General features: G+C 62.4%; 15 protein-coding genes. 7 read left to right on the top strand and 8 right to left on the bottom strand.

Annotated features, from left to right (window positions below; translation table 11 throughout):
- Positions 1–98: 98 nt before the first annotated feature.
- The 3 genes from ACZ5KW_RS00480 (at position 99) to ACZ5KW_RS00470 (ending at position 4,187) form a co-directional block, all read left to right on the top strand.
- Positions 99–611, top strand: a complete 513-nt coding sequence (locus tag ACZ5KW_RS00480; protein WP_343778866.1) for a metal-dependent hydrolase — start codon at positions 99–101, stop codon at positions 609–611.
- Between the two features lie 1,554 nt (positions 612–2,165).
- Positions 2,166–3,254: a dipeptidase gene (locus ACZ5KW_RS00475; RefSeq protein WP_343778868.1), complete on the top strand. Its 1,089-nt coding sequence runs from the start codon at positions 2,166–2,168 to the stop codon at positions 3,252–3,254.
- Between the two features lie 141 nt (positions 3,255–3,395).
- On the top strand, positions 3,396–4,187 hold the full coding sequence (locus tag ACZ5KW_RS00470; protein WP_343778870.1) for a cyclase family protein: 792 nt from the start codon (positions 3,396–3,398) through the stop codon (positions 4,185–4,187).
- A gap of 86 nt (positions 4,188–4,273) precedes the next feature.
- On the opposite strand, the gene ACZ5KW_RS00465 is transcribed toward ACZ5KW_RS00470, so the two are convergent.
- From ACZ5KW_RS00465 to ACZ5KW_RS00440, 6 genes are all read right to left on the bottom strand, one after another.
- A complete protein-coding gene (locus ACZ5KW_RS00465) occupies positions 4,274–5,050 on the bottom strand; it encodes an SDR family NAD(P)-dependent oxidoreductase (RefSeq protein WP_343778871.1) in 777 nt (258 codons plus the stop codon).
- 150 nt (positions 5,051–5,200) lie between these two features.
- Positions 5,201–5,947 carry an SDR family NAD(P)-dependent oxidoreductase gene (locus ACZ5KW_RS00460; protein WP_464388559.1) on the bottom strand — a complete coding sequence of 249 codons (747 nt, stop codon included), beginning with the start codon at positions 5,945–5,947 and terminating at the stop codon, positions 5,201–5,203.
- 159 nt (positions 5,948–6,106) lie between these two features.
- Positions 6,107–7,228: a phosphotriesterase family protein gene (locus ACZ5KW_RS00455; protein WP_343778874.1), complete on the bottom strand. Its 1,122-nt coding sequence runs from the start codon at positions 7,226–7,228 to the stop codon at positions 6,107–6,109.
- A 105-nt stretch (positions 7,229–7,333) separates the two neighbouring features.
- Positions 7,334–7,603, bottom strand: a complete 270-nt coding sequence (locus tag ACZ5KW_RS00450) for a creatininase family protein (protein WP_343778875.1) — start codon at positions 7,601–7,603, stop codon at positions 7,334–7,336.
- Positions 7,604–7,617: 14 nt separating this feature from the next.
- Complete coding sequence (locus ACZ5KW_RS00445; RefSeq protein ID WP_343778876.1) at positions 7,618–9,171, bottom strand: amidase family protein; 1,554 nt, start codon at positions 9,169–9,171, stop codon at positions 7,618–7,620.
- Positions 9,172–9,284: 113 nt separating this feature from the next.
- Positions 9,285–10,205, bottom strand: coding sequence for an alpha/beta fold hydrolase (locus tag ACZ5KW_RS00440; protein ID WP_343778878.1), 921 nt, complete (start codon positions 10,203–10,205; stop codon positions 9,285–9,287).
- A gap of 167 nt (positions 10,206–10,372) precedes the next feature.
- Here ACZ5KW_RS00440 and ACZ5KW_RS00435 point away from each other — a divergent pair, with 167 nt between their 5' ends.
- Complete coding sequence (locus tag ACZ5KW_RS00435) at positions 10,373–11,368, top strand: succinylglutamate desuccinylase/aspartoacylase family protein (RefSeq protein ID WP_343778880.1); 996 nt, start codon at positions 10,373–10,375, stop codon at positions 11,366–11,368.
- 201 nt (positions 11,369–11,569) lie between these two features.
- Positions 11,570–12,694, top strand: a complete 1,125-nt coding sequence (locus ACZ5KW_RS00430) for a phosphotriesterase family protein (protein WP_343778881.1) — start codon at positions 11,570–11,572, stop codon at positions 12,692–12,694.
- A gap of 96 nt (positions 12,695–12,790) precedes the next feature.
- Here ACZ5KW_RS00430 and ACZ5KW_RS00425 read toward each other — a convergent pair whose 3' ends face one another.
- A complete protein-coding gene (locus tag ACZ5KW_RS00425; RefSeq protein ID WP_343778882.1) occupies positions 12,791–13,579 on the bottom strand; it encodes a cyclase family protein in 789 nt (262 codons plus the stop codon).
- A gap of 121 nt (positions 13,580–13,700) precedes the next feature.
- Between ACZ5KW_RS00425 and ACZ5KW_RS00420 the strand changes: the two genes are divergently transcribed.
- Positions 13,701–14,888: an MFS transporter gene (locus ACZ5KW_RS00420; protein WP_343778884.1), complete on the top strand. Its 1,188-nt coding sequence runs from the start codon at positions 13,701–13,703 to the stop codon at positions 14,886–14,888.
- 69 nt (positions 14,889–14,957) lie between these two features.
- Here ACZ5KW_RS00420 and ACZ5KW_RS00415 read toward each other — a convergent pair whose 3' ends face one another.
- Positions 14,958–15,950, bottom strand: a complete 993-nt coding sequence (locus tag ACZ5KW_RS00415; protein WP_343778886.1) for an NAD-dependent epimerase/dehydratase family protein — start codon at positions 15,948–15,950, stop codon at positions 14,958–14,960.
- Positions 15,951–16,285: 335 nt separating this feature from the next.
- On the opposite strand from ACZ5KW_RS00415, the gene ACZ5KW_RS00410 reads away from it, so the two are divergent.
- The gene (locus tag ACZ5KW_RS00410; RefSeq protein WP_343778888.1) at positions 16,286–18,094 is read left to right on the top strand and encodes an ABC transporter substrate-binding protein; all 1,809 of its coding nucleotides are present in this window, start codon (positions 16,286–16,288) and stop codon (positions 18,092–18,094) included.
- Positions 18,095–18,222 lie beyond the last annotated feature (128 nt).

The raw sequence follows: 18,222 nt of genomic DNA, 5'->3' as shown, positions 1-18,222 counted from the left end.
GCGTCACACGGTATCGACGGCACGATGGGTGGGAGTCGTAGAGAGTCTAAATCGGATCAACGATGACGTTTTTATCGTTGAAATGAACAGGTGAAACGATGCGACCGATCGAACACCTAATTGTCGCGCTTCTATGCGTGGGCTGTTACGTGGCTCTCGTGGCGCGACGATTCCCGTCGCTCGAGCTCGCGGCCGTGGCGTTCGTTGGGAGTCAGTTCCCGGATATCATCGATAAACCGCTCGCGCTGGAGCTGGGTGTGTTACCGACCGGCCGCGTCGGTATGCACTCGCTGCCAGTTGCCGTTCCAATCTGGACACTTGCCGTTCTATACGGGTGGAAGACCGACAGGTTCCGAGCAGGGATCGCGTTTGCCATCGCGTACGCCTCGCATCTCGTCGCGGACAATTACGCTGCGCTATCAGCAGGTCAGATTCCGAGTGATCTATTTTGGCCGCTCACTCCACCGGTCCCGAGACCCGCGATCCCGTATTGGGCCGGTCCGCGGTCGATTAACATCCATCTGTTCACGCTGTTTTCCGTCGGATTCCTCGTCGTCACGGGGTATTATATTCTCGTAGACGTGTTTCGTCACGCTCAAGCAGGAACCTGATCCGTGGTGCGGTGCTTCGCAACCGGGACGAGCACATACGCAAATTGGTATAACCAAACATTACATTGGCTAGCTCAGCCATTGTGGCCTTTCAGTCGCAAAAAAAGGTTTGGCCTCCATGAATACCTCACGAACTGGGTGAACGCGGACCGTCAGGCCGGAAGCGCGAGTTCGACTGTGACAAACAGTTGGTTACTACCGTATTCTCCGCGGTATTTCAGTGACTGATCTCTTATGCGACGATGGTAATAGAATCTCCACTTTATTTCTCATACACCAGTATTTGTCTTCTCAAGATTGTATCGAACCGCCAACAGATTATGATTTGATCATTTACGCTACTACAGGCGTAATAGTTATATTGATTATATTGTCGCCACAGCTATCTTTACACGGATACAGATGTAATGTATAACCATGTAGCTAGTTAACACCAGTCAGATAACATATAGTTGTGAACGCTGGCGGGAGTCCCATCGGGTACGTAACACATTAACGCCGATATATTTCCCGAACATGCTGGACAAACACCGTACAAACGTCGTTTTATTCACCCCTTGCGCGCTCCGCGCAGACCACCTCCGGTGTTACGGCCACGGCCGCGACACCTCGCCGGTGCTTGACGAGTTCGCGGCTAAGAGCCTTCGCTGCTACTACAAACACCCGCGCTACCTCCACGACGAGATCACCCACGTACCACTGTTCGTCCTATTCCCAGACAGGTCGAACACCGTAAGCTATGGCTCAGGCCGTGGCAGCGCTTGGTCGAAAGATAGGTACACCATCTCGACGAGGCGGACCAAACATTCATCGCGGCGTCCGGCCCGCTCAGGATTTAGTAACAAGTGTTTTTCTCTTCCAAACAAATGAACGATCAGTTCTGGAATGGCAGGGGCGTCTTAGGGCTAATTCGACCGTGAGAGGCCCAAATGGTGGGTTTTATCGCTATCGATCCTTGTTAACTCCCAACACAGTTGTTTCACTCATCCAAACAAAATATGTCGTTGGTACCGGTCCGTAGCTCTCCGTCGGCCCCGGGATCGACACCGGGTCGGTGGGGCGCCGACGGGCCACACCCGACTCCGAACAGCCCGGGGCGGTACCGGTCGGAGCTAGAGGGTTCTGGGGGCACCCGGTCACTGCGGGTCGACACGGCCCTCGACGGCCAGTCGAGCGGTATCTGTCCAGTGCGACGGAGGAAGATCACCGTCCCTCCGGTGAGGTGGATAGCTCCTACCGTCGGCCCAGGGAACGCCCCAGGATCGCGGGGGGGCTTCGAGGTTATGAGGGGGTCACCGCACGCCGGTTCCGAGATGCCTCCATGCTCCGAACGAGGCTGGACACGTCGGGTGATCCGTTCCCCAGGTCCAAACGTCGTCCCTGCCCGCGATTGGCAAGTCCGGGGCCTCTGTCGGGCGGTGACCCAAGCGAGCGTACCGACGTCGGTTCCGCCGGATCAGGTACATCGCCTCCGGGCGGCCGGTGACATCGATCAGCCGGCACCTGGATCTCCCGGGCACCTGGTTTTAGGTGCTCCGGGGAGATAGGATAGCTATGGCGACCACTACCCCCGACGACAGCCGAGAGTTTTTCGAACTGACCGACGAGGAACAGGCCCGAGCGGACGAACTCCACCGCAGTACGACCATCGTGGACGGCCTAATCGCCGGGACCTACTACCTCGACGATTCCGACTACCGCGACCGCCTGCCCGAGGCAGGGATCGCCGCGGGGAACCTCACCGTCGGCGGGTCGGACGACGACTTCGAGGCGACGGTCGACGGCGTCTGCGAGGTGCGGGAACGGATCCGAGCTAACGCCGACAACTACTTTTTGATCGAGTCGGTCGAGGATATCGATAGCGCCGGAGACCGGACCGGGATCGTCCTCGGGTTCCAGGGGGCAAACTGGGTCGGAACTGACCTCGACCGGATCCGGGTCGTCGACGAACTCGACGTGAAGGTGATTGACCTCGCGTACAACCGGGCCAACACGCTCGGCGACGGCTGCTGCGAGGGCCGCGACGCCGGACTCACCATGCTCGGTCGGGAGGCCGTCGAGGAGCTCAACGACAGGGGGATACTACTGGACGTCTCCCACACAAACGACGCGACGACGATGGATGTCGTTGAGCACTCGGCGGACCCGGTTATCGCCTCCCACATCGGCTGTCGGGCCTTGGCGAACTCCCAAGGGCGGGCCAAGACCGACGAGCAGTTGCGCGCCGTCGCCGAAGCCGGTGGTGTCAACTGTATCACGCCGTTTCCGCCAGTGATCAAACGTGACCCGGATACTCACGAGGTCCAGCCGGCGACGGTCCACGACGTCCTCGACCACGTCGACCACGCGGTTGAGGTTGGCGGCATCGACAGCGTCGCCTTTGGGGGCGACATGAGCGACCGGACCCTGAATTCGGGGTCGATCCACCAAGGGTCGAACCTCAACGTCTGGCGCAAGACGCACCCCGAGGTGTACGGCGACGGCCCGACCGACCGGATGGACCCCTACCCGGAGGGCCTGAACCGGTACACGAGACTCGGGAACCTGACCCGGGGCTTGGTCGACAGGGGCTACGACGACGACGAGGTGCGGAAGATCCTCGGGGGCAACCTCCAGCGCGTGTTCGAGTCGGTCTGGGAGTGAGTCCCGGCGCGTCGGTCGGTCGGGGTCCAGATGATCCGGAACGCGTTCGGGGGAGTTCGGCGGCGTACCTTCTGGTCCCGGTTGTGTTCGGGCCCGACCCGGGGTGTGGAGTTATGTACCGGGCCGTCGTGGGTGGGTTCGATGTCCGAGCTGATAGACCTCTCCGGGTACATCGAAGAGAGTCAACCACTAGCGGAGTCGGCCGACGAGACCCAGCTGTTCACCGGCTACACCCACGCCGAACGCGCCTTCGAGGTCAAAAAGAAGCGTGAGGAAGCGGGCTACGAGGGCGAGAACGAGTACGTCGAGCGCCACATGCGCGGGGTGCGGGCCGGCCAGGACGAGAAGCCGATCAACCAGACGCTGTACGTCAGCGAGCACGGCCCGACCCACGTCGACTCGATCGACCACCTCGACCCCACCTCCGACCTCTCCATCGACGAGATGCCCCTGGAGTGGTTCCGCGGTCCGGCGGTCTGCCTGGACGTCTCGGACGTGACCTACCCGGACCCGATCACGCCCGGGGACATAGAGCGGGCGCTTGAGGCGTCGGGGCTGGAGATCCGGGAGGGAGACATCGTCCTGCTGGACACCGGGAACTACCGACGGAACTACTCCCTCGAGGACCGGGAGCGAAAGCGCCGGTACGAGTCGAAGTTCGTTGGGATGGAGGGCTCCGCGGGTGAATTCCTGATCGAGGGGGGCGCGAAGGCCATCGGCATCGATGCCATCAGCGTCGACCACCCGCCGAACATCTTCCCGACCTACGACTTCCCCATCCACTCGCTGTGTGCTGGCGAGGAGGTCGTCATCTATGAGAACCTCGCGAACCTCGACACCGTCGCCGGCCGGCGGTTCACCTTTTCCGGGCTCCCAATGAAGGTTCGCGAGGGGACCGGGTCGCCGGTCCGGGCCCACGCGATCCTCGATTGAGGGGGTTAGAAGGGTCCAGTCCGACCACGAGGATCCGACACATCAACCCGAAACCCAGGGACTGAGACACTCTCCGATGTGGTCGATCAGCTGTAGAAGTCCCCGGCCAGCCACCCGCCGTCGACCAGCAGGTTGTGGCCGGTGATGTAGCGGGCATCCTCGGAGGCCAGGAACACTGCCGCCCGACCAATGTCCTGAGGTTCGCCTGTGAACGAGGTCAGCGTCTTCTCGTCGTATCGGTGGCTGATCTCGTAGTCGCGGTGTTCCTCCTTAGCGTTTTTCGTCCGGATCGGCCCCGGACAGATTGCGTTGACCCGGATATCGTACTCGGCGAGGTCGACCGCCATCTGCCGGGTGAAATGCGAGAGCGCACCTTTCAGCGTGTCGTAGGCCGCGTTGCCGGGCCAGGCGACGAAGGCGACCTGCGAGGAGATGTTGATGATCCGCGGTTGGTCGCTCTCCCGGAGGTACGGCACCGCGAACTTCGAGCCCATGAACGGGCCCGTCAGGAGGACGCCGATCATGGTGTTCCAGTCCTCTAGGGAGAGCTCCTCGACTCTGCCACGCAGGTTTATCGCCGCGTTATTGACGAGGATGTCGATGCCGCCGAACTCCTCGCCGGCGGTCTCGATAAGCGCCCGTACGTCGGCTTCCTTCGAGACGTCACACTCGCAGTAGACAGCGTCTCGACCGAGGTCTCGGACCACCTCGGCGGTCGTCTCGTCCTCGTCGGCCCCGAGCGGGGTCTCCCGGACGTCACCGACGACCACGTCGGCGCCCTCCTTGGCCATCTCGATCGCCGTGCCGCGGCCGATGCCCGAGGCCCCGCCGGTGATCACGACGGTTCTGTCTTCGAGTCTCATTGTGGTTCTTCAGATCCCCCTTCCCCGGTTCGAAACAAAAGTGTACTGGTGCCCCTGACGCCACTACCGAAGCGAGGCCACCGTGGCTGGACCCGGCGGCCGTCTCGACCGTCCCGCGAGCCACGAGTACCGCGTTCTCTACTCATCGATTCACTCCGCGAGGTCGTTGACGGTCCAGCCGCCGTCGACGACGAGGTTGTGTCCCGTGACGTACCTAGCGTCCTCGGAGGCCAGGTACACCGCCGCTCTCCCGATGTCCTTCGGTTCCCCGACTGTTGAGAGGACGACCCTGTTGTCCATCCGGGACGGCAGGATCCACTCCTGGGTTGTCTCTTTCATCCGTTCAGTCTTGACCGGTCCCGGGGCGATTGCGTTGACGGTGACGTCATCCGAGCCCAGATCGACCGCCATCTGTCGGGTGAGGTGTGACACCGCGGCCATCGTCGTCGCGTAGGCCGCGCTCCGGGGGCGGCTCACGAACGCGACCTGCGAGGAGACGTTGATGATCCGGGGCTGGTCGCTCTCTCGGAGGTGGGGGATGGCGTACTTCGAACAGAGGAACTTCCCGGTGAGATTCACCGCGATGGACTCGTGCCACTCCTCCATCGAGAGGTGCTCGACGGTGCCGGGTCGGGAGATGGAGAGGTTGTTCACGAGCACGTCGATGCCGCCGAACTCCTCGGCGGCGGTCTCTATCAGCGCCTCGGCCTCGAGTTGGTCCGAGACGTCGCACTCGACGAAGGTAGCCTCCGCACCGAGGTCCCGGAGTTCCTCGACGGTCGTCGCCTGGTCGGACCCCGGCGGGGCCTCGTCCGTGTCGGAGACGACGACGTCCGCGCCCTCCCTGGCGAGTTCGATCGCGATCCCGCGGCCGATGCCCGAGGCCGCGCCCGTCACTACTGCAGTCCTGGTATCTAGTTTCATCGTCCGGCCTGGGTGCTGGTACTCCCGTCCCGATCATAAGTGTACTGCTCGGTCCGCCGACGGACGGCGCGGTCCCACCCGGGGAGCCGCGCTAGTCTCGGCCGGCTACGAGGAGGGATCTCGGGAGATCGGTCACGACTCTGGCTCTTGGAAGGTTAGGACCCGCTGGGGGTTATCTATGAGCATCGTGTCGAGGACCGACCGCTCGACGCCCATCTCCGAAAGCAGCGGCACGATGTTCTCGAGGATGTGGGAGTAGCCGTAGCCGCCGTACTTCTTCAGGAGGTACTTCAGGAACACGTCGTGGGAGAGCAACATCCGGTCGGCGTAGCCGTCGTCGATCATCCCGATGAGGGCCTTGACTCGGTCCAGATCCGAGGGCTGGGCGTCGTCGACCGCGGCGTGGTAGAGGTCGTCGTGACCGAACAGGTCGAACTCGACGTAGGCCCCGCGTTCGGCGATCTCCGTGCGGTAGGTCCGATCGGTTTCCTGCCACTTCGACTGGTCGCGGTGACAGAGGATCAGCCGCTCCATCGGGAGGCCCTCCTCGCTGGCCACGTCGAGCACCTCTAAGGTCCGCCGGGAGGTGGGATACTCCGGGTCCCGCTTGGAGGGCGGGTGGACGCTGACCGAGGCCCCGGTGCGGAGTGCGGCCCGGACCCCGCCCCGAAGGACCTTCTCCTCTTGGGGGTGGATCCAGTCGCAGTACGCGTTGTCGTCCTGTTCGTGGCCGGTGATCCCGATCTCGCCGATGACCCCTGCCCGCACGTCGGTGTCGCCGATGCCCTCCCGGACGTCGGCGACGAACTCTTCGGCAATCTCGTCGGCGGTCATCTCCGCCACGCGGTCCGGGTGCGAATCGCGGGTGTAGAAGGCCGTGCCGTGGACAAACGTGACCCCCGTCTCCCGGGCGACGGCCCTGACATCCTCCGGGTTGCGGCCCGTGCCCTTGGGGGAGACGTCCACGATGGCGTCGCCGCCCGCGCGGTGGTAATGGCCTACCTCCTCGACGGCGTCCTCGAAGGAGTCGAGCACGAGGTTGTCCTTGTGGTTCCAAGGGTTACGCCTGACCCACCAGTAGTTTTCCAGGGAGATCGGTTCCTCGGCGATCCGTCGCTCGACCGCCGAATCCGGCGGTTCGTAGAGGCTGTCGACTGCGTTCCCGAATAGGTGCTCGTGGGGCAACGTGACCCCGAGTTCCTCTGGATCGATGCGACCCTCGACGGTGACGACCGTACCGGTGTCCTCACTCATGGGGGTTCCGTAGAGCGAATCACTCCGGGCCCTCGTATAGTTCTTCCGGAGGTCCGACCGGGGATCCACACGGGTCCGGTGTCGGCGGTGGGACCTCGTCACCGCTCACTCCATCTCGCCTTCGATCGCGTCGGCGAGGTACCGTACCGTCTTGTGGACGGTCGTCCGGCCGGTTGCGCGCGAGGCCTTCTTCCTGTCACTAATGACGCCGTTGTCGCTGACGGCGTCTAGGCCCTCGCGCTGGAGAGGTTCCCCGTCGACCTCCCCGACGTAGCCGCGAGAGAGTGTATCGCGCTGGACCAGTTCTGGGTGGGTCTCCACCACGAAGGAGGCCTCGGCCGCCGAACGCGGGTAGCCCCAAACGATTGAACTCAACGGTCGACCCCCTGTTACGACTCCCAGTCGACCGCGCGCTCGAAGGCGTCGGCGGCCCGGAAAAGGGTGCGCTCGCCGAAGTGCTCGCCGACAAGCTGGAGCCCGACGGGTAGGTCGTCGACGGTCCCGCAGGGGATCGTCAGCGCGGGGTGGCCGCTCACGTCGAACTGGCTGGTCGTCGAGGAGGTGTCGGTGTCCCATGCCTCCCGCGTCGCTTCGACCGTCTCATCGTAGGATTCCGTCGCGTTGAGTTCGGGGGCGACGTCGTCCCAGGTTGGCAGGGCCAGGACGTCCACCTCCTCGAGGGCCTCGTCGTAGGCCGCGGTCAGTTCGCGGGCGAGGTTCTGGGCCTTCGCATAGTAGCGGTGCTGGTAGCGGTCGCCGAGGTAGTCGCCGATCACCGTCATGTATTTCACCCGCAGCGAGACGTCGCCACCGCGGGCCCGCCGGGCCTTCCCGAAGCTCTCGGCGTAGCCGATGTCCTGGTAGCCTTGGGAGAATGGGGTCAATCCCTCGTGGCTGACCTTCATGGCGACTCCCTCGGTGAGGATCGCCGTCGAGAGTAGGGCACCGTCCGTGTGCCACGGGACTGAGACCTCCCGGACCGTCGCACCTAGGTCCTTGAACCGGTCGACCGCCTCCCGCACGGTCTCCAGGACCGCCTCATTGGGGTCGTCGGTCTCGAACCCCTCAGCGAGGACACCGACCGTGAGGTCCTCGACGCTCCCGCCGACCGCCCCGGTGTAGTCGTCTGTCTCGAACCCGGGGTCGTCGGCCGGCGTTGGGTGGCGGTGGCGCGGGTCCAGCGGGTCGTAGCCGGCGATAGCCTCCAGCGTTCGGGCACAGTCGCCGACAGTCCGGGTCATCGGCCCGACGTAGTCGATGGTGTCGTCAAGGGACTGGATCCCGGTGTAGGGCACCAGCCCGCGGGTGGGCTTCAGCCCGACGCAGCCACACCACGCCGCGGGCTGCCTGATCGAGCCACCCTGGTCGGCGCCCAGAGCGACGTCGACGTCGCCGGTGACGACGGCGATCGCCGACCCAGTCGAGGACGCCCCCGCGTCCCGCGTGGGGTTCCGAGGATTCATCCCGGGGTCGTGGAAGCTGTCGCCCACCGAAAACGGCGTCATCGTGAGCTTGCCGGTGATCGTCGCCCCGACGTCGAGCAACCGTGTGACCACCGTCGCGTCCCGCTGGGGGACGTAACCGTCCATGATCGGCGATCCAACGGTGGTCTCGACACCAGCGACGGCGACGTTGTCCTTGAGCCCGACGGTGACCTCCGAGAGCGGACCGTCCTCGGCGCCGGGGATCCGGCACTTCCTGACGAAGGCGTTGTGCGGGTCCTCCTCGGCGTCGGGGCGGTATCCCGGATCCCGGTCAGTGTAGCGACGATCCGATTCTTTGGACGAGATCCGGTCGATCCGTCGGTAGACGTCGAGGTTCGACCGGATCGCCTCGTGGATGTACTCGACTTCAGCTTCGCTCAGGTCGAGGTGGTTCGCCGCGGCGCGCTCGCGGATCTCTGCCCGGCTGGGCGGATCTACGAATCTGACTGGGCCTCCCATACACCCACAATGCGGTGGCGGATCTTAATATTGGGTCCTCGCTGCCGGATGCCAGTTCCGGTATCTCCCGGTTACGGCGAGGAGAGGGTCGAGGGAGAGAGACCCCGGACTGCCTAGTGCTTCATGAACGAGGTGACGACGTCGACGAATTCGGGGGCCTTGTCGGTCTGGGTGTGGTGCTTGGAGTTCTGCCAGATGTGCATCTGTGCGTCGTCAAGTTGCTTGAAAAACTCGTAGGTCGCGTCGGGGCTGCCGGCGTCGCGTTCGCCCTCTTGGTCGTCGTAGTAGCCGATCGAGAAGTACGGCTTCGTGCTCCAAGCGAACAGGAGCGGGACCTCGAAGTTCTCGGGCTGTCTGGCGATCGGCTTGCCATCGTAGGCCAGCGTGCGGTTGTAGTCCCAAGCCGTCTCCCGGATCGCCTCGTCTCGGGCGTTGTTGAACTCCCAGTTGCGCTTCTTGAGCTCGTAGAGGTACTCGATCTTCCCGTCGGTGAGCTCGTTCCAGAACGGGTGGTACTTCCTCTCGGTAAAGTACTCCTCGGCCAGTCGTTCGGCGTCCTCCCGCACCGTCTCCATGGTCGGCTCCTCAACCCTGGTGTGGGGCGAAGGCGAGCCGAACTCCCGGACGATCGTCCCGCCGTTACAGAGACAGATCCCGTTAACGAGGTCGGGCCGCCGGAGCGCGACGTGGCTCACGAGCGTCGACCCCTCGCTGCCGCCGGCCAGGGAGACGTCATCTAGGCCCAGCTCCTCGATCAGCTCGATGAGGAACTTCGCCCGCTCGGCCGGGTAGTAGTCCACCTCGCCGCGCGGGTCGGTGTGGCCGAACCCGGGCTGGTCGGGAGCGATCACCCGGAAGTGCTCGGCGAAGCGATCGATCACCGCGCCCCAGTTCAGTGCCGCGTTGGAGGTCAGGCCGCCGCCGTGTACCAACACGAGGGGGTCGCCCTCCCCCTCGTCGAAGTGGTTGACATCGACGCCGTCGACCGTCACGGTCGTCGTCCGATCTCGGAACTCCTGCCATTCGGGAGTCATCGTAGTGCCTGTCGAGTGCGGTCCTGATAAGCCTTCGTGCCCCGCGTTTGCCCGTCGAGTACGAGGAGACGCCGTCCACGCCACCGGATCGACGACGAATTCCATCGGGAAAGGGGGTCACCCGGGGGAACGATTATATTTGGCGGGGGGAGTAGGTGCGCACGGCGATGTCAGCGACTACAACGGAGACCGAGCGACTCACACTGGCACGACTGCCCTCGGGGACGGAGGTCACAACCCGGCTCCACACGATCAGCGGGCCGACCGAGGGGCCGACGGCGTACGTCCACGCCGCCGTCCACGGCCGGGAAATAAACGGCGTCGAGGTGATTCGGCGGGTCCACCACAAGCTGGCCGACCGCGAGTTCGCCGGCGAAGTGCGACTGGTGCCGGTCGCGAACCCGCTGACCTTCGACCTCCAGCGGTACACGCTCCCGACGGCACTGGACCACACTCACCTCTGGACGGCAAACATGGAGCGCACCTGGCCCGGCGACCGCGACGGAAGCCTCCACGAACGGATGGCCGCCCGGCTCTGGGAGCACGTCCACGACGCCGACGCCGTCGTCGACCTACACACCGGGTCCCCGGCGACCCACCCACACTCGGTGTACACCGACGACGACCCCGCCTCGCGGGAGCTGGCCCGCGTCTTTGGCACCGACTTGGTGATGCCCTCGGCGGTCGCCCCACGGACCCCAGACTGGCCCACCGACCGGGACGTCTCTGGCACCCTCCGGGCGATCGCCAGCCACGAGGGGATCCCGAGCATGATCGCCGAACTCGGGGAGGCCTACCGGGTCGAAGAGAACACCGTCGCGATGGGGGTCACCGGTGTCCTGAACGTCCTCAAACAGGTAGGGGTCCTCGACGGCGAGCCCGTCGAGAACGGCGAGGCCCTGCTCGTGACCTCACCGATGCACAGCAACCGGAGCGACTCCTTTGACGCCGCCGCCTCGGGCCTGTTCGTCACCGATCCCGACGTCTGGCCGGGCAAACGGGTCTCGGCGGGGCAGTCCCTAGGGACGGTGTACCACCCGACGACATTCGAGCCGGTCCACGAGGTGGAGACCTCCCAAGACGGGATCCTCTACCACCTCCGGCGGCGGGGAACCGTCACCGGCGGCGAGCGCCTCGCAGCGGTGGCCGTCGAGAAGGAGTGAGTACGGAAGGGCGTCACGTTTAGCGAAGAGATCCAACGGACTCGCAGGCGGTAGCGAGTATGACCCGCCGATGGCTTTCGACGTCTCCGGAGCGATCCGGGCGGCGGATCAGGGACCCCGAGTGTATCAAGCGCTACAGTTGACACCTTCGTAAGAACCTCGCCCCATCGTTATTTGTACCCTGTCTGGGAAGGAGATCCCATGGCGGACGAGAACGGCTCGATCCTGACAGTCGAGGGACCGATAGACCCCGACGAACTCGGGGTAACCTTGCCCCACGAACACGTCTTCGCGGACTGGAACGCCGACAAGTTCACCGAACCGGACTCGGCGGTCGAACGACGCCTGGCGCGCCAAGAGATGTCGATGGACAACCAGTGGCGGGTCAGGAAGGACCCCGTGAGCAACCGCGACAACCTCCGGCTCGACTCCTTTGAGGACGCCGTCGAGGAACTGGTCCGGTACCGCCGGGCGGGCGGGGACGCCATTGTCGACGTGACGCCAAAGAACGTCGGCGGGGACCCACAGCGAGTCCGGGGAATCGCCCGGGAGACGGGTGTCACTATCGTCCACGGGACTGCCTTCTACATGCGGAGTTCGCACCCGCCACGAATCGACGAGATGAGCCGCGACGACATCGCCGAGGAGTTTGTCTCCGACGTCAGGACCGGTATCGACGACACGACGGTCCGTGCCGGGATCATCGGGGAGATCGGCGTCACCGACACCGCAGACGGTGACGATGGCGGGATCGACCACGAGTTTCACGACGCCGAACTGAAGGTGCTCCGGGCGGGCGTCGACGCGGCGTTGCGCACCGGGGTCTCCCTCAGCATCCACCCGCCGTTCCGACGCACCGAGGAGTACCCCACTTCTCGGCGCTGTCTGGAGATCCTCGACATTATCGAGAAGGAAGGGCTGGCCCCGGACCGGGTCGTCTTCTGCCACCGCGACCAGTCCAAGTGGCTGGAGAGCGACCTCACCTACCAGAAGGAACTTGCCGAACGCGGCGCGTACGTAGAGTTCGACCTCTTCGGCCACCCGGAGTCACCCCGCCCGACCTACGACGATGCCCAGCCAGGGGACACCGACCGCATCAAGTGGATCCGCGAGATGATTGCTGAGGGGTACGACTCCCGGCTGTTGCTCTCCCACGACGTGTTCCTCAAGCGGTGTCTCGTCAAGTACGGCGGCGACGGCTACGATTACATCGTCTCGACGATTCTCCCCGCTCTCCGAGAGTACGGCGTCGCGCAGGCGGACCTCGAGACGGTCGTCGAACGGAACCCGCGGGATGTGCTGACCCTGGCCGAACCGGAGACCTGATCCGCGACGTCCGGTCGAAGGGATGTTCCGGGAACCGGTGAGATCACCAACTGGGGTTCCCTGTCACCTGTCCCCCGGTCGTCACCCGAACGGTGGTTACTCGAAGATCGCGAACGGACGGACCGGTGAGCCGGTCCCGTTGCGGATCTTTAGGGGCATCCCACTGAACGTGAACGACTCGCCGGCGACGGCCCCGAGGTTGGCGAGGTTCTCGTAGATGACGGTGTCCTCCCGCGAGGCCAGCGCGTGGACCGGGAACTCGTAGTTGGGCTCGATGTTCTCCAGGTTGTCGACGCTGATGGCGTCGATCCCGATGGCCCGGGCGCCGGCGTCGACGACGAACTCGGCGGCCGCTTCGGTCATCCCGACCCACTCGCTCTCGTAGCGGTGTTTCTTGTCGTAGTTCGTCGTCGAGTAGTTCGCCTCGTAGTGGCCGGTGTCGAACAGCACCGTTCCCTCCTCAGGCACCTCGAGGCCCGACTCGTCGAGTTGGGCCTCGATGTCGGCCACTGTGATGTGGTCCGGGTATTCCACCTCTGAGAGGTCCAGACAGATCGCGTCGCCGTAGAACCACTCCATCGGCATCTCATCGATGGACAATTCCGAGGTGGGATCGAGGTGATCGATCGAGTCGACGTGAGTCGGTCCGTGCTCGCTGACGATCATCGTCCGCGTCATCGGCTGCTCCTCGTCGTAGCCCTCGTGCTCGGCACGGAGGTGCCGTCGTACGTACTCTGATTCGCCGTCAAGCCCGCGGCTCTCCAAGTCGCGTTTGACTTGGTGGCCGCGCTCGGCGTGGGTCAAGGTAGTGTATAATACCGTCTCGGACCCGACGCCCGGTTGTCCCTCCTCTATGTAGCCGGAAAGGTCGAATAGCTGCGTCATGCGTGCTAGCTCTATCCTGTAACAAATATAAATCAAAGGGGTGAGAGAGCCGTGTGTTGAGGCAGGTAGAGCCCTCTCAGACGTGGTGGGGTTTCAATAGCTCTGCTTCTAAGTAGTAGATGTGATCGGTTCGATAGTCCCACAGAGCCTGTTTTTCCAGCAGAGCAGAGGGCTCAAACTGGGGCTGGTCACCACTGGGACGTGTACATTCTCGATTGGCAGGTTCGTGCTGTCACCACTGTTACCCACAATCATCGATTCGCTTGCCATTTCAGCCTTTGCGGCCGGAATCGGACTTACGATGATGTCCGGGATTACCGCCCTCGTTAGGTATCCCGGTGGTCGATTTTCCGACGACCTCAGTCGGAAGACGGTGATTGTCAGCGGCCTGCTCGTCTCGATGATCGGATTTGGTGTCCTCGCAGGGGTAGGGAACTACCCTACGTTCTTGCTGGGGGTCACCGCCGTCGGCGTCGGTGTTGGACTCTACTCGACGGCGGCGTTGGCCTGGCTCTCGGACCTATTCGGCGACCAACAGGGATTGGCGATGGGTGTCAACAACGGCTCGATATACTTGGCAGGGATCCTCGGGGCGGTACTCGCGAACGCAGTAATCACTACGACGGCATGGCGGTCGGCGTTTCTCCCCGTGATCGTGGCGTTGATCATTCTCGTCCCTGCGTTTCACTTCGGAAACAACGAGCCCTACCGGTTCGAACGACCGGATCTCGACATCCGTTCGACGTTCCTTCGGCTAATCCGGTCGGCTCACGTTCGCCGGATGCTCTTGATCGGGGCGTTGTTCGGAGTCGCATGGCAGGGGGTTATCACCTTTCTTCCGACCTTCCTCCAGAATAAAAAGGCCGTCTCCCCGACGCTCGCGAACAACCTGTTCGCACTCCTGTTCACCGTTGGTATCGGGGCGAACCTCCTGTCGGGGAGAGTCTCTGACCGCGTCAGTGTCCCGGGACTAATCGCCGGGGTCGCGACCACCACTGTCATAGGGCTGTGTATCGTCGTCTTCGCGGACGGTACCCCCGTTCTCGTGGGAGGAATCGTCGTCCTCGGGGCGGGACTTGCTGCGATCTGGCCCGCGCTACAGTCGTACATGATGAACTACTTCCCTCAAAAAAGCAAGGGCGGCGACTACGGGGCGTTCAGTGCGATTTACGGCGGAATCGCCGGTCTAGGTCCGAGCATTGTCGGGTTCTTGGTCGATACGTACAGCTTCACCGTCGCATTCCTCTGTCTCTCAGTCTGTCTCATCTTCAGCGCAGTACTTTCGCTGGCGCTCGCGTACGGACGCTGACGCCGGTGGGTCGAAGCGGTCGATAGGTATCGGTCGGAGGGCGTCAGCATGACGGTAGCCCATGCTCTGTCACAACACGCCGGCACTCTGAGCCCGCCGGAACCAATCACGGTACTCGGCGAGTCCCTCTTCGAGGGATAGTTTCGGTGTGAACCCCGTCTCACGGGACAGCCGCGTGGTTCTCAGATGCCCCCGACGGCTGGACGAGCTGACCGGGACGTTCGCCTCGAGTCGGCTGTCTACTCGCCGGGTCTTGATCCCTTCGAACAGATCAGCAATCCGGTCGACCACTTGACGCATCGGATACCCCTCCCCGGCGGTGAGGTTGTACACCGGTTCACCCAGCGAGTCAGCCGCCAGCAGGGTCTGAAGCCCCCGTGCGACGTCGCGACTATGCGTCCAGTCGCGTAGTCTGTCTGGATCGTTAATCCGGATATTTTCACCCTCGATGGCGGCGCGCATCGCGTTGTAGACCGAGGACATGTGTTGTCGGGAGCCGGTGGGTCGTTCCATATGACCGTACACCCACCCTAGCCGCGCCGTCACCGTCTCCAGCCCGTATCGGTCCTCATAGAGCCGGCACAGTTGCTCGCTGCCGTGTTTACTGATCGGGTACAGGCCGTCGAGGTCTAGGGAGTCGTACTCGTCTATCGCCTCCAGTTCGCTGTTGTTCCGGTATACCGCGCCCGAACTAATATAGACCACCCTATCGACGCCAGCGTCCCGCGCCGCATCAAGGACGTTCGCCGTGCCCAGTAGGTTCACGTCGAGAATAGTCCTTGCTTGGTCGCGCTCGGCCTCGGGAGTGGGCGTTATCGTGGCGGCATGGACGATACGATCGACATCGTATCGCTCGACCGCCTCTCGGAGGTCCTCAGGGTCCGAAACGTCGCCCTCAACCTCGTCGATTCGTTCCCTCGCGTCCTCAAAGTACCACTCACGTAAACGGTCGCTATCGCCCGCATCTCGGTCGAAACACACTGTCTCCCGACCGCCCTCGGCCATATGCCTGACGACGTTCGCTCCAACGAACCCAGCCCCTCCTGTGATTAGTACTGTCATAATTAGTTTACTTGTCCGGACTAATACGTTTAAAACCAAAGTACTTGCGGCGAACTCCCTGGCTCAGCTTTTTTGCCCGCGCCCCGCTGTGCTTGGTCCCCCCACTTGTGCCGCGGTCGGTTCCCGCACTGTGTCGGGCTCTGTCTCTACTTCTTTGCTCGAGTGAGGTGGTCCCGACACGTTCGCTGTCTTCTGTCTGTACCGAATAACTCTAATTGTTAATATGAGATCTCGATTGGATTCCATCCAATTACTACTTAATGTACGAATTGTTCATTATCTATCTGTCACTGAGCAGCACAAATTATATATATAATAGCTTCCATTTGTGCGGTATGTCATCAGACAGCACTCTTGAGAAACTAGGGCTGACTGCTGAAGACCTCAGTGGACCCAAAGTTGATCGGCGGACGACCATGAAGTTGCTTGCCACTTCCGGCGTTGGTATCACCAGCACTTTGGCAGGCTGTACAGGCGGGGGTGATGGTGGCGATGGCGGTGATGGTGGCGACGGCGGTGATGGCGGCGATGGGAGCACTACGAACGAAGATGGCGATGTCCAAACCGGCGGGACGTTACAAGCAGGTGCGATGCAAGGGGAGTGGGACAACGTCGAGCCCCTGCGTATCGCGGCCACTCAGGTTCAGCAGTGGATGCGGAACTACGCTCACGGGGCCGTCCGTGCGAACGAAAACCTCGAGGTGGTCCCAGAACTTGCTACCGACTGGACCGTGGAAGAGGACCCATTCAGTATTACGATCGACATCAGGGAGGGGATCCAATTCCACTCCGGGCGAGAAGTGCTGGCGGAGGACTTCGTCTTTGCCGCCGATAGAGCTCGTAACCTCGAAACTAGCAACATCGTCGGCGAGACATCGTTCCTCAAAGACCCGGTCGACGGTACCGGCGTTGAGGCCTTGGACGACTACCGGGTCCGGTACAACTACAAAGAGCCGTACGCACCGGGTCTTCTTGCCCTCACCTCAAGAGGTCGAGTCGGGACTCCCCTCGACCAGAATGCGCTTGAGGAGATGGGCGATGATCAGCACAACCTGACTCCGGTCGGGACAGGGCCGTTCGAGATTACCGAACACTCGCTGGGAGACACTCTCCGGTTCGAGGCGTTCGACGACTTCTACATGACTGATGATGACGGGAACCAACTACCGTACCTCGATGAAATCGTTGTCAACTTCATTCCCGAGACAGGGACGGGAATCAACGCCCTACGCGCCAATGAAATTCAGTTTATGGACAACGTCACACCGGGGCAGGCCGGACAACTGGAAGGGGCGAACGACATCCGCCTAGAGGTCAACCCATTCCTGCGGTATGAGGCACTGGTCATCAACCATGCTAAGGACTTCGCCTCGTCGGTGGAGGCACGCCGGGCGATTGCGAAAGTCATGGACAATGAGCAGTTTGTCGAACAGGCTCTCAACGGCTACGGCACGCCAAATCAAGGACCTATAACGCCCGTCCATGGATGGCTTTATCGTGATGAATTCGCCGAGCCGGGAGCTGAGCCGGGCGGACCTAAGAGAGATCCAACCCAGAACTTCGACCCCGAAGGTGCCATGGAAATCATAGAGGAAAACGACCTAGGGGGGATGGAATTCACGATTGAGGTAACAGATGGGAACGAGCGTACTGCTCGGATCACTAAATCGATTATTGAGGAGAACTCCAACGGCGAAATAACTGTCAATGTGGAACTAATCACCTACTCCCAGTTGGTTGACTACCTCGCCCCACCCCATGACTACGAGGCGACGTTCCTAGGCGGGGGAGGGTACGATCCCGACGGGATGATGTACAACTTCTGGAGGCTCCCTCCTGAGGAGGACTACCCCGAAATCGCCGACGAAGGGCTCTCAGGGCCCCAAGAAGAAGGATATGATGGCATCTGGAACGAAGAGCGGTTTACCAACCGGCGAGTCCACGAGCTGCTTGGCGAGCAGCGCACCGAACCTGACCGTGAGGAGCGCAAGGAGATGCTCTGGGAGATCGAAGACATCTGTATCCGCGAGGTCGCTCGGTGCTTCACTAGCGTTGACGATAGTATCCAAGGCATCAGAAATAGTGTAAAAGACTTTTCAATTCGCGTCGAGAATCAGGACTTCCACCAAGTCTGGATGGAGTAGTTGTCTCCCAACTCGTTCCGTCATCTGTGTAGTGGCCCACTCTCTCCTTCCAACAGGTATCGAGAGCCAAGCGCGGGTCTGAACGTACCGGGTATACAAGTACACTCACCTCAAGGTAATATTGTACC

Source organism: Halorubrum ejinorense (assembly GCF_055389685.1).
Note: the sequence above shows the minus strand (reverse complement) of the source record. Positions and strands in the feature narration are given on the sequence as shown.

What these genes read in the sequence shown, in the direction of transcription:
- ACZ5KW_RS00475 (WP_343778868.1), top strand. Translation starts at nt 2,166, where the DNA reads ATGGCGACCACTACCCCCGACGACAGCCGAGAGTTTTTCGAACTGACC.
- ACZ5KW_RS00430 (WP_343778881.1), top strand. Translation starts at nt 11,570, where the DNA reads ATGGCGGACGAGAACGGCTCGATCCTGACAGTCGAGGGACCGATAGAC.
- ACZ5KW_RS00440 (WP_343778878.1), bottom strand. Translation starts at nt 10,205, where the DNA reads ATGACTCCCGAATGGCAGGAGTTCCGAGATCGGACGACGACCGTGACG.
- ACZ5KW_RS00410 (WP_343778888.1), top strand. Translation starts at nt 16,286, where the DNA reads ATGTCATCAGACAGCACTCTTGAGAAACTAGGGCTGACTGCTGAAGAC.
- ACZ5KW_RS00470 (WP_343778870.1), top strand. Translation starts at nt 3,396, where the DNA reads ATGTCCGAGCTGATAGACCTCTCCGGGTACATCGAAGAGAGTCAACCA.
- ACZ5KW_RS00455 (WP_343778874.1), bottom strand. Translation starts at nt 7,228, where the DNA reads ATGAGTGAGGACACCGGTACGGTCGTCACCGTCGAGGGTCGCATCGAT.
- ACZ5KW_RS00415 (WP_343778886.1), bottom strand. Translation starts at nt 15,950, where the DNA reads ATGACAGTACTAATCACAGGAGGGGCTGGGTTCGTTGGAGCGAACGTC.
- ACZ5KW_RS00435 (WP_343778880.1), top strand. Translation starts at nt 10,373, where the DNA reads ATGTCAGCGACTACAACGGAGACCGAGCGACTCACACTGGCACGACTG.
- ACZ5KW_RS00445 (WP_343778876.1), bottom strand. Translation starts at nt 9,171, where the DNA reads ATGGGAGGCCCAGTCAGATTCGTAGATCCGCCCAGCCGGGCAGAGATC.
- ACZ5KW_RS00465 (WP_343778871.1), bottom strand. Translation starts at nt 5,050, where the DNA reads ATGAGACTCGAAGACAGAACCGTCGTGATCACCGGCGGGGCCTCGGGC.
- ACZ5KW_RS00480 (WP_343778866.1), top strand. Translation starts at nt 99, where the DNA reads ATGCGACCGATCGAACACCTAATTGTCGCGCTTCTATGCGTGGGCTGT.
- ACZ5KW_RS00425 (WP_343778882.1), bottom strand. Translation starts at nt 13,579, where the DNA reads ATGACGCAGCTATTCGACCTTTCCGGCTACATAGAGGAGGGACAACCG.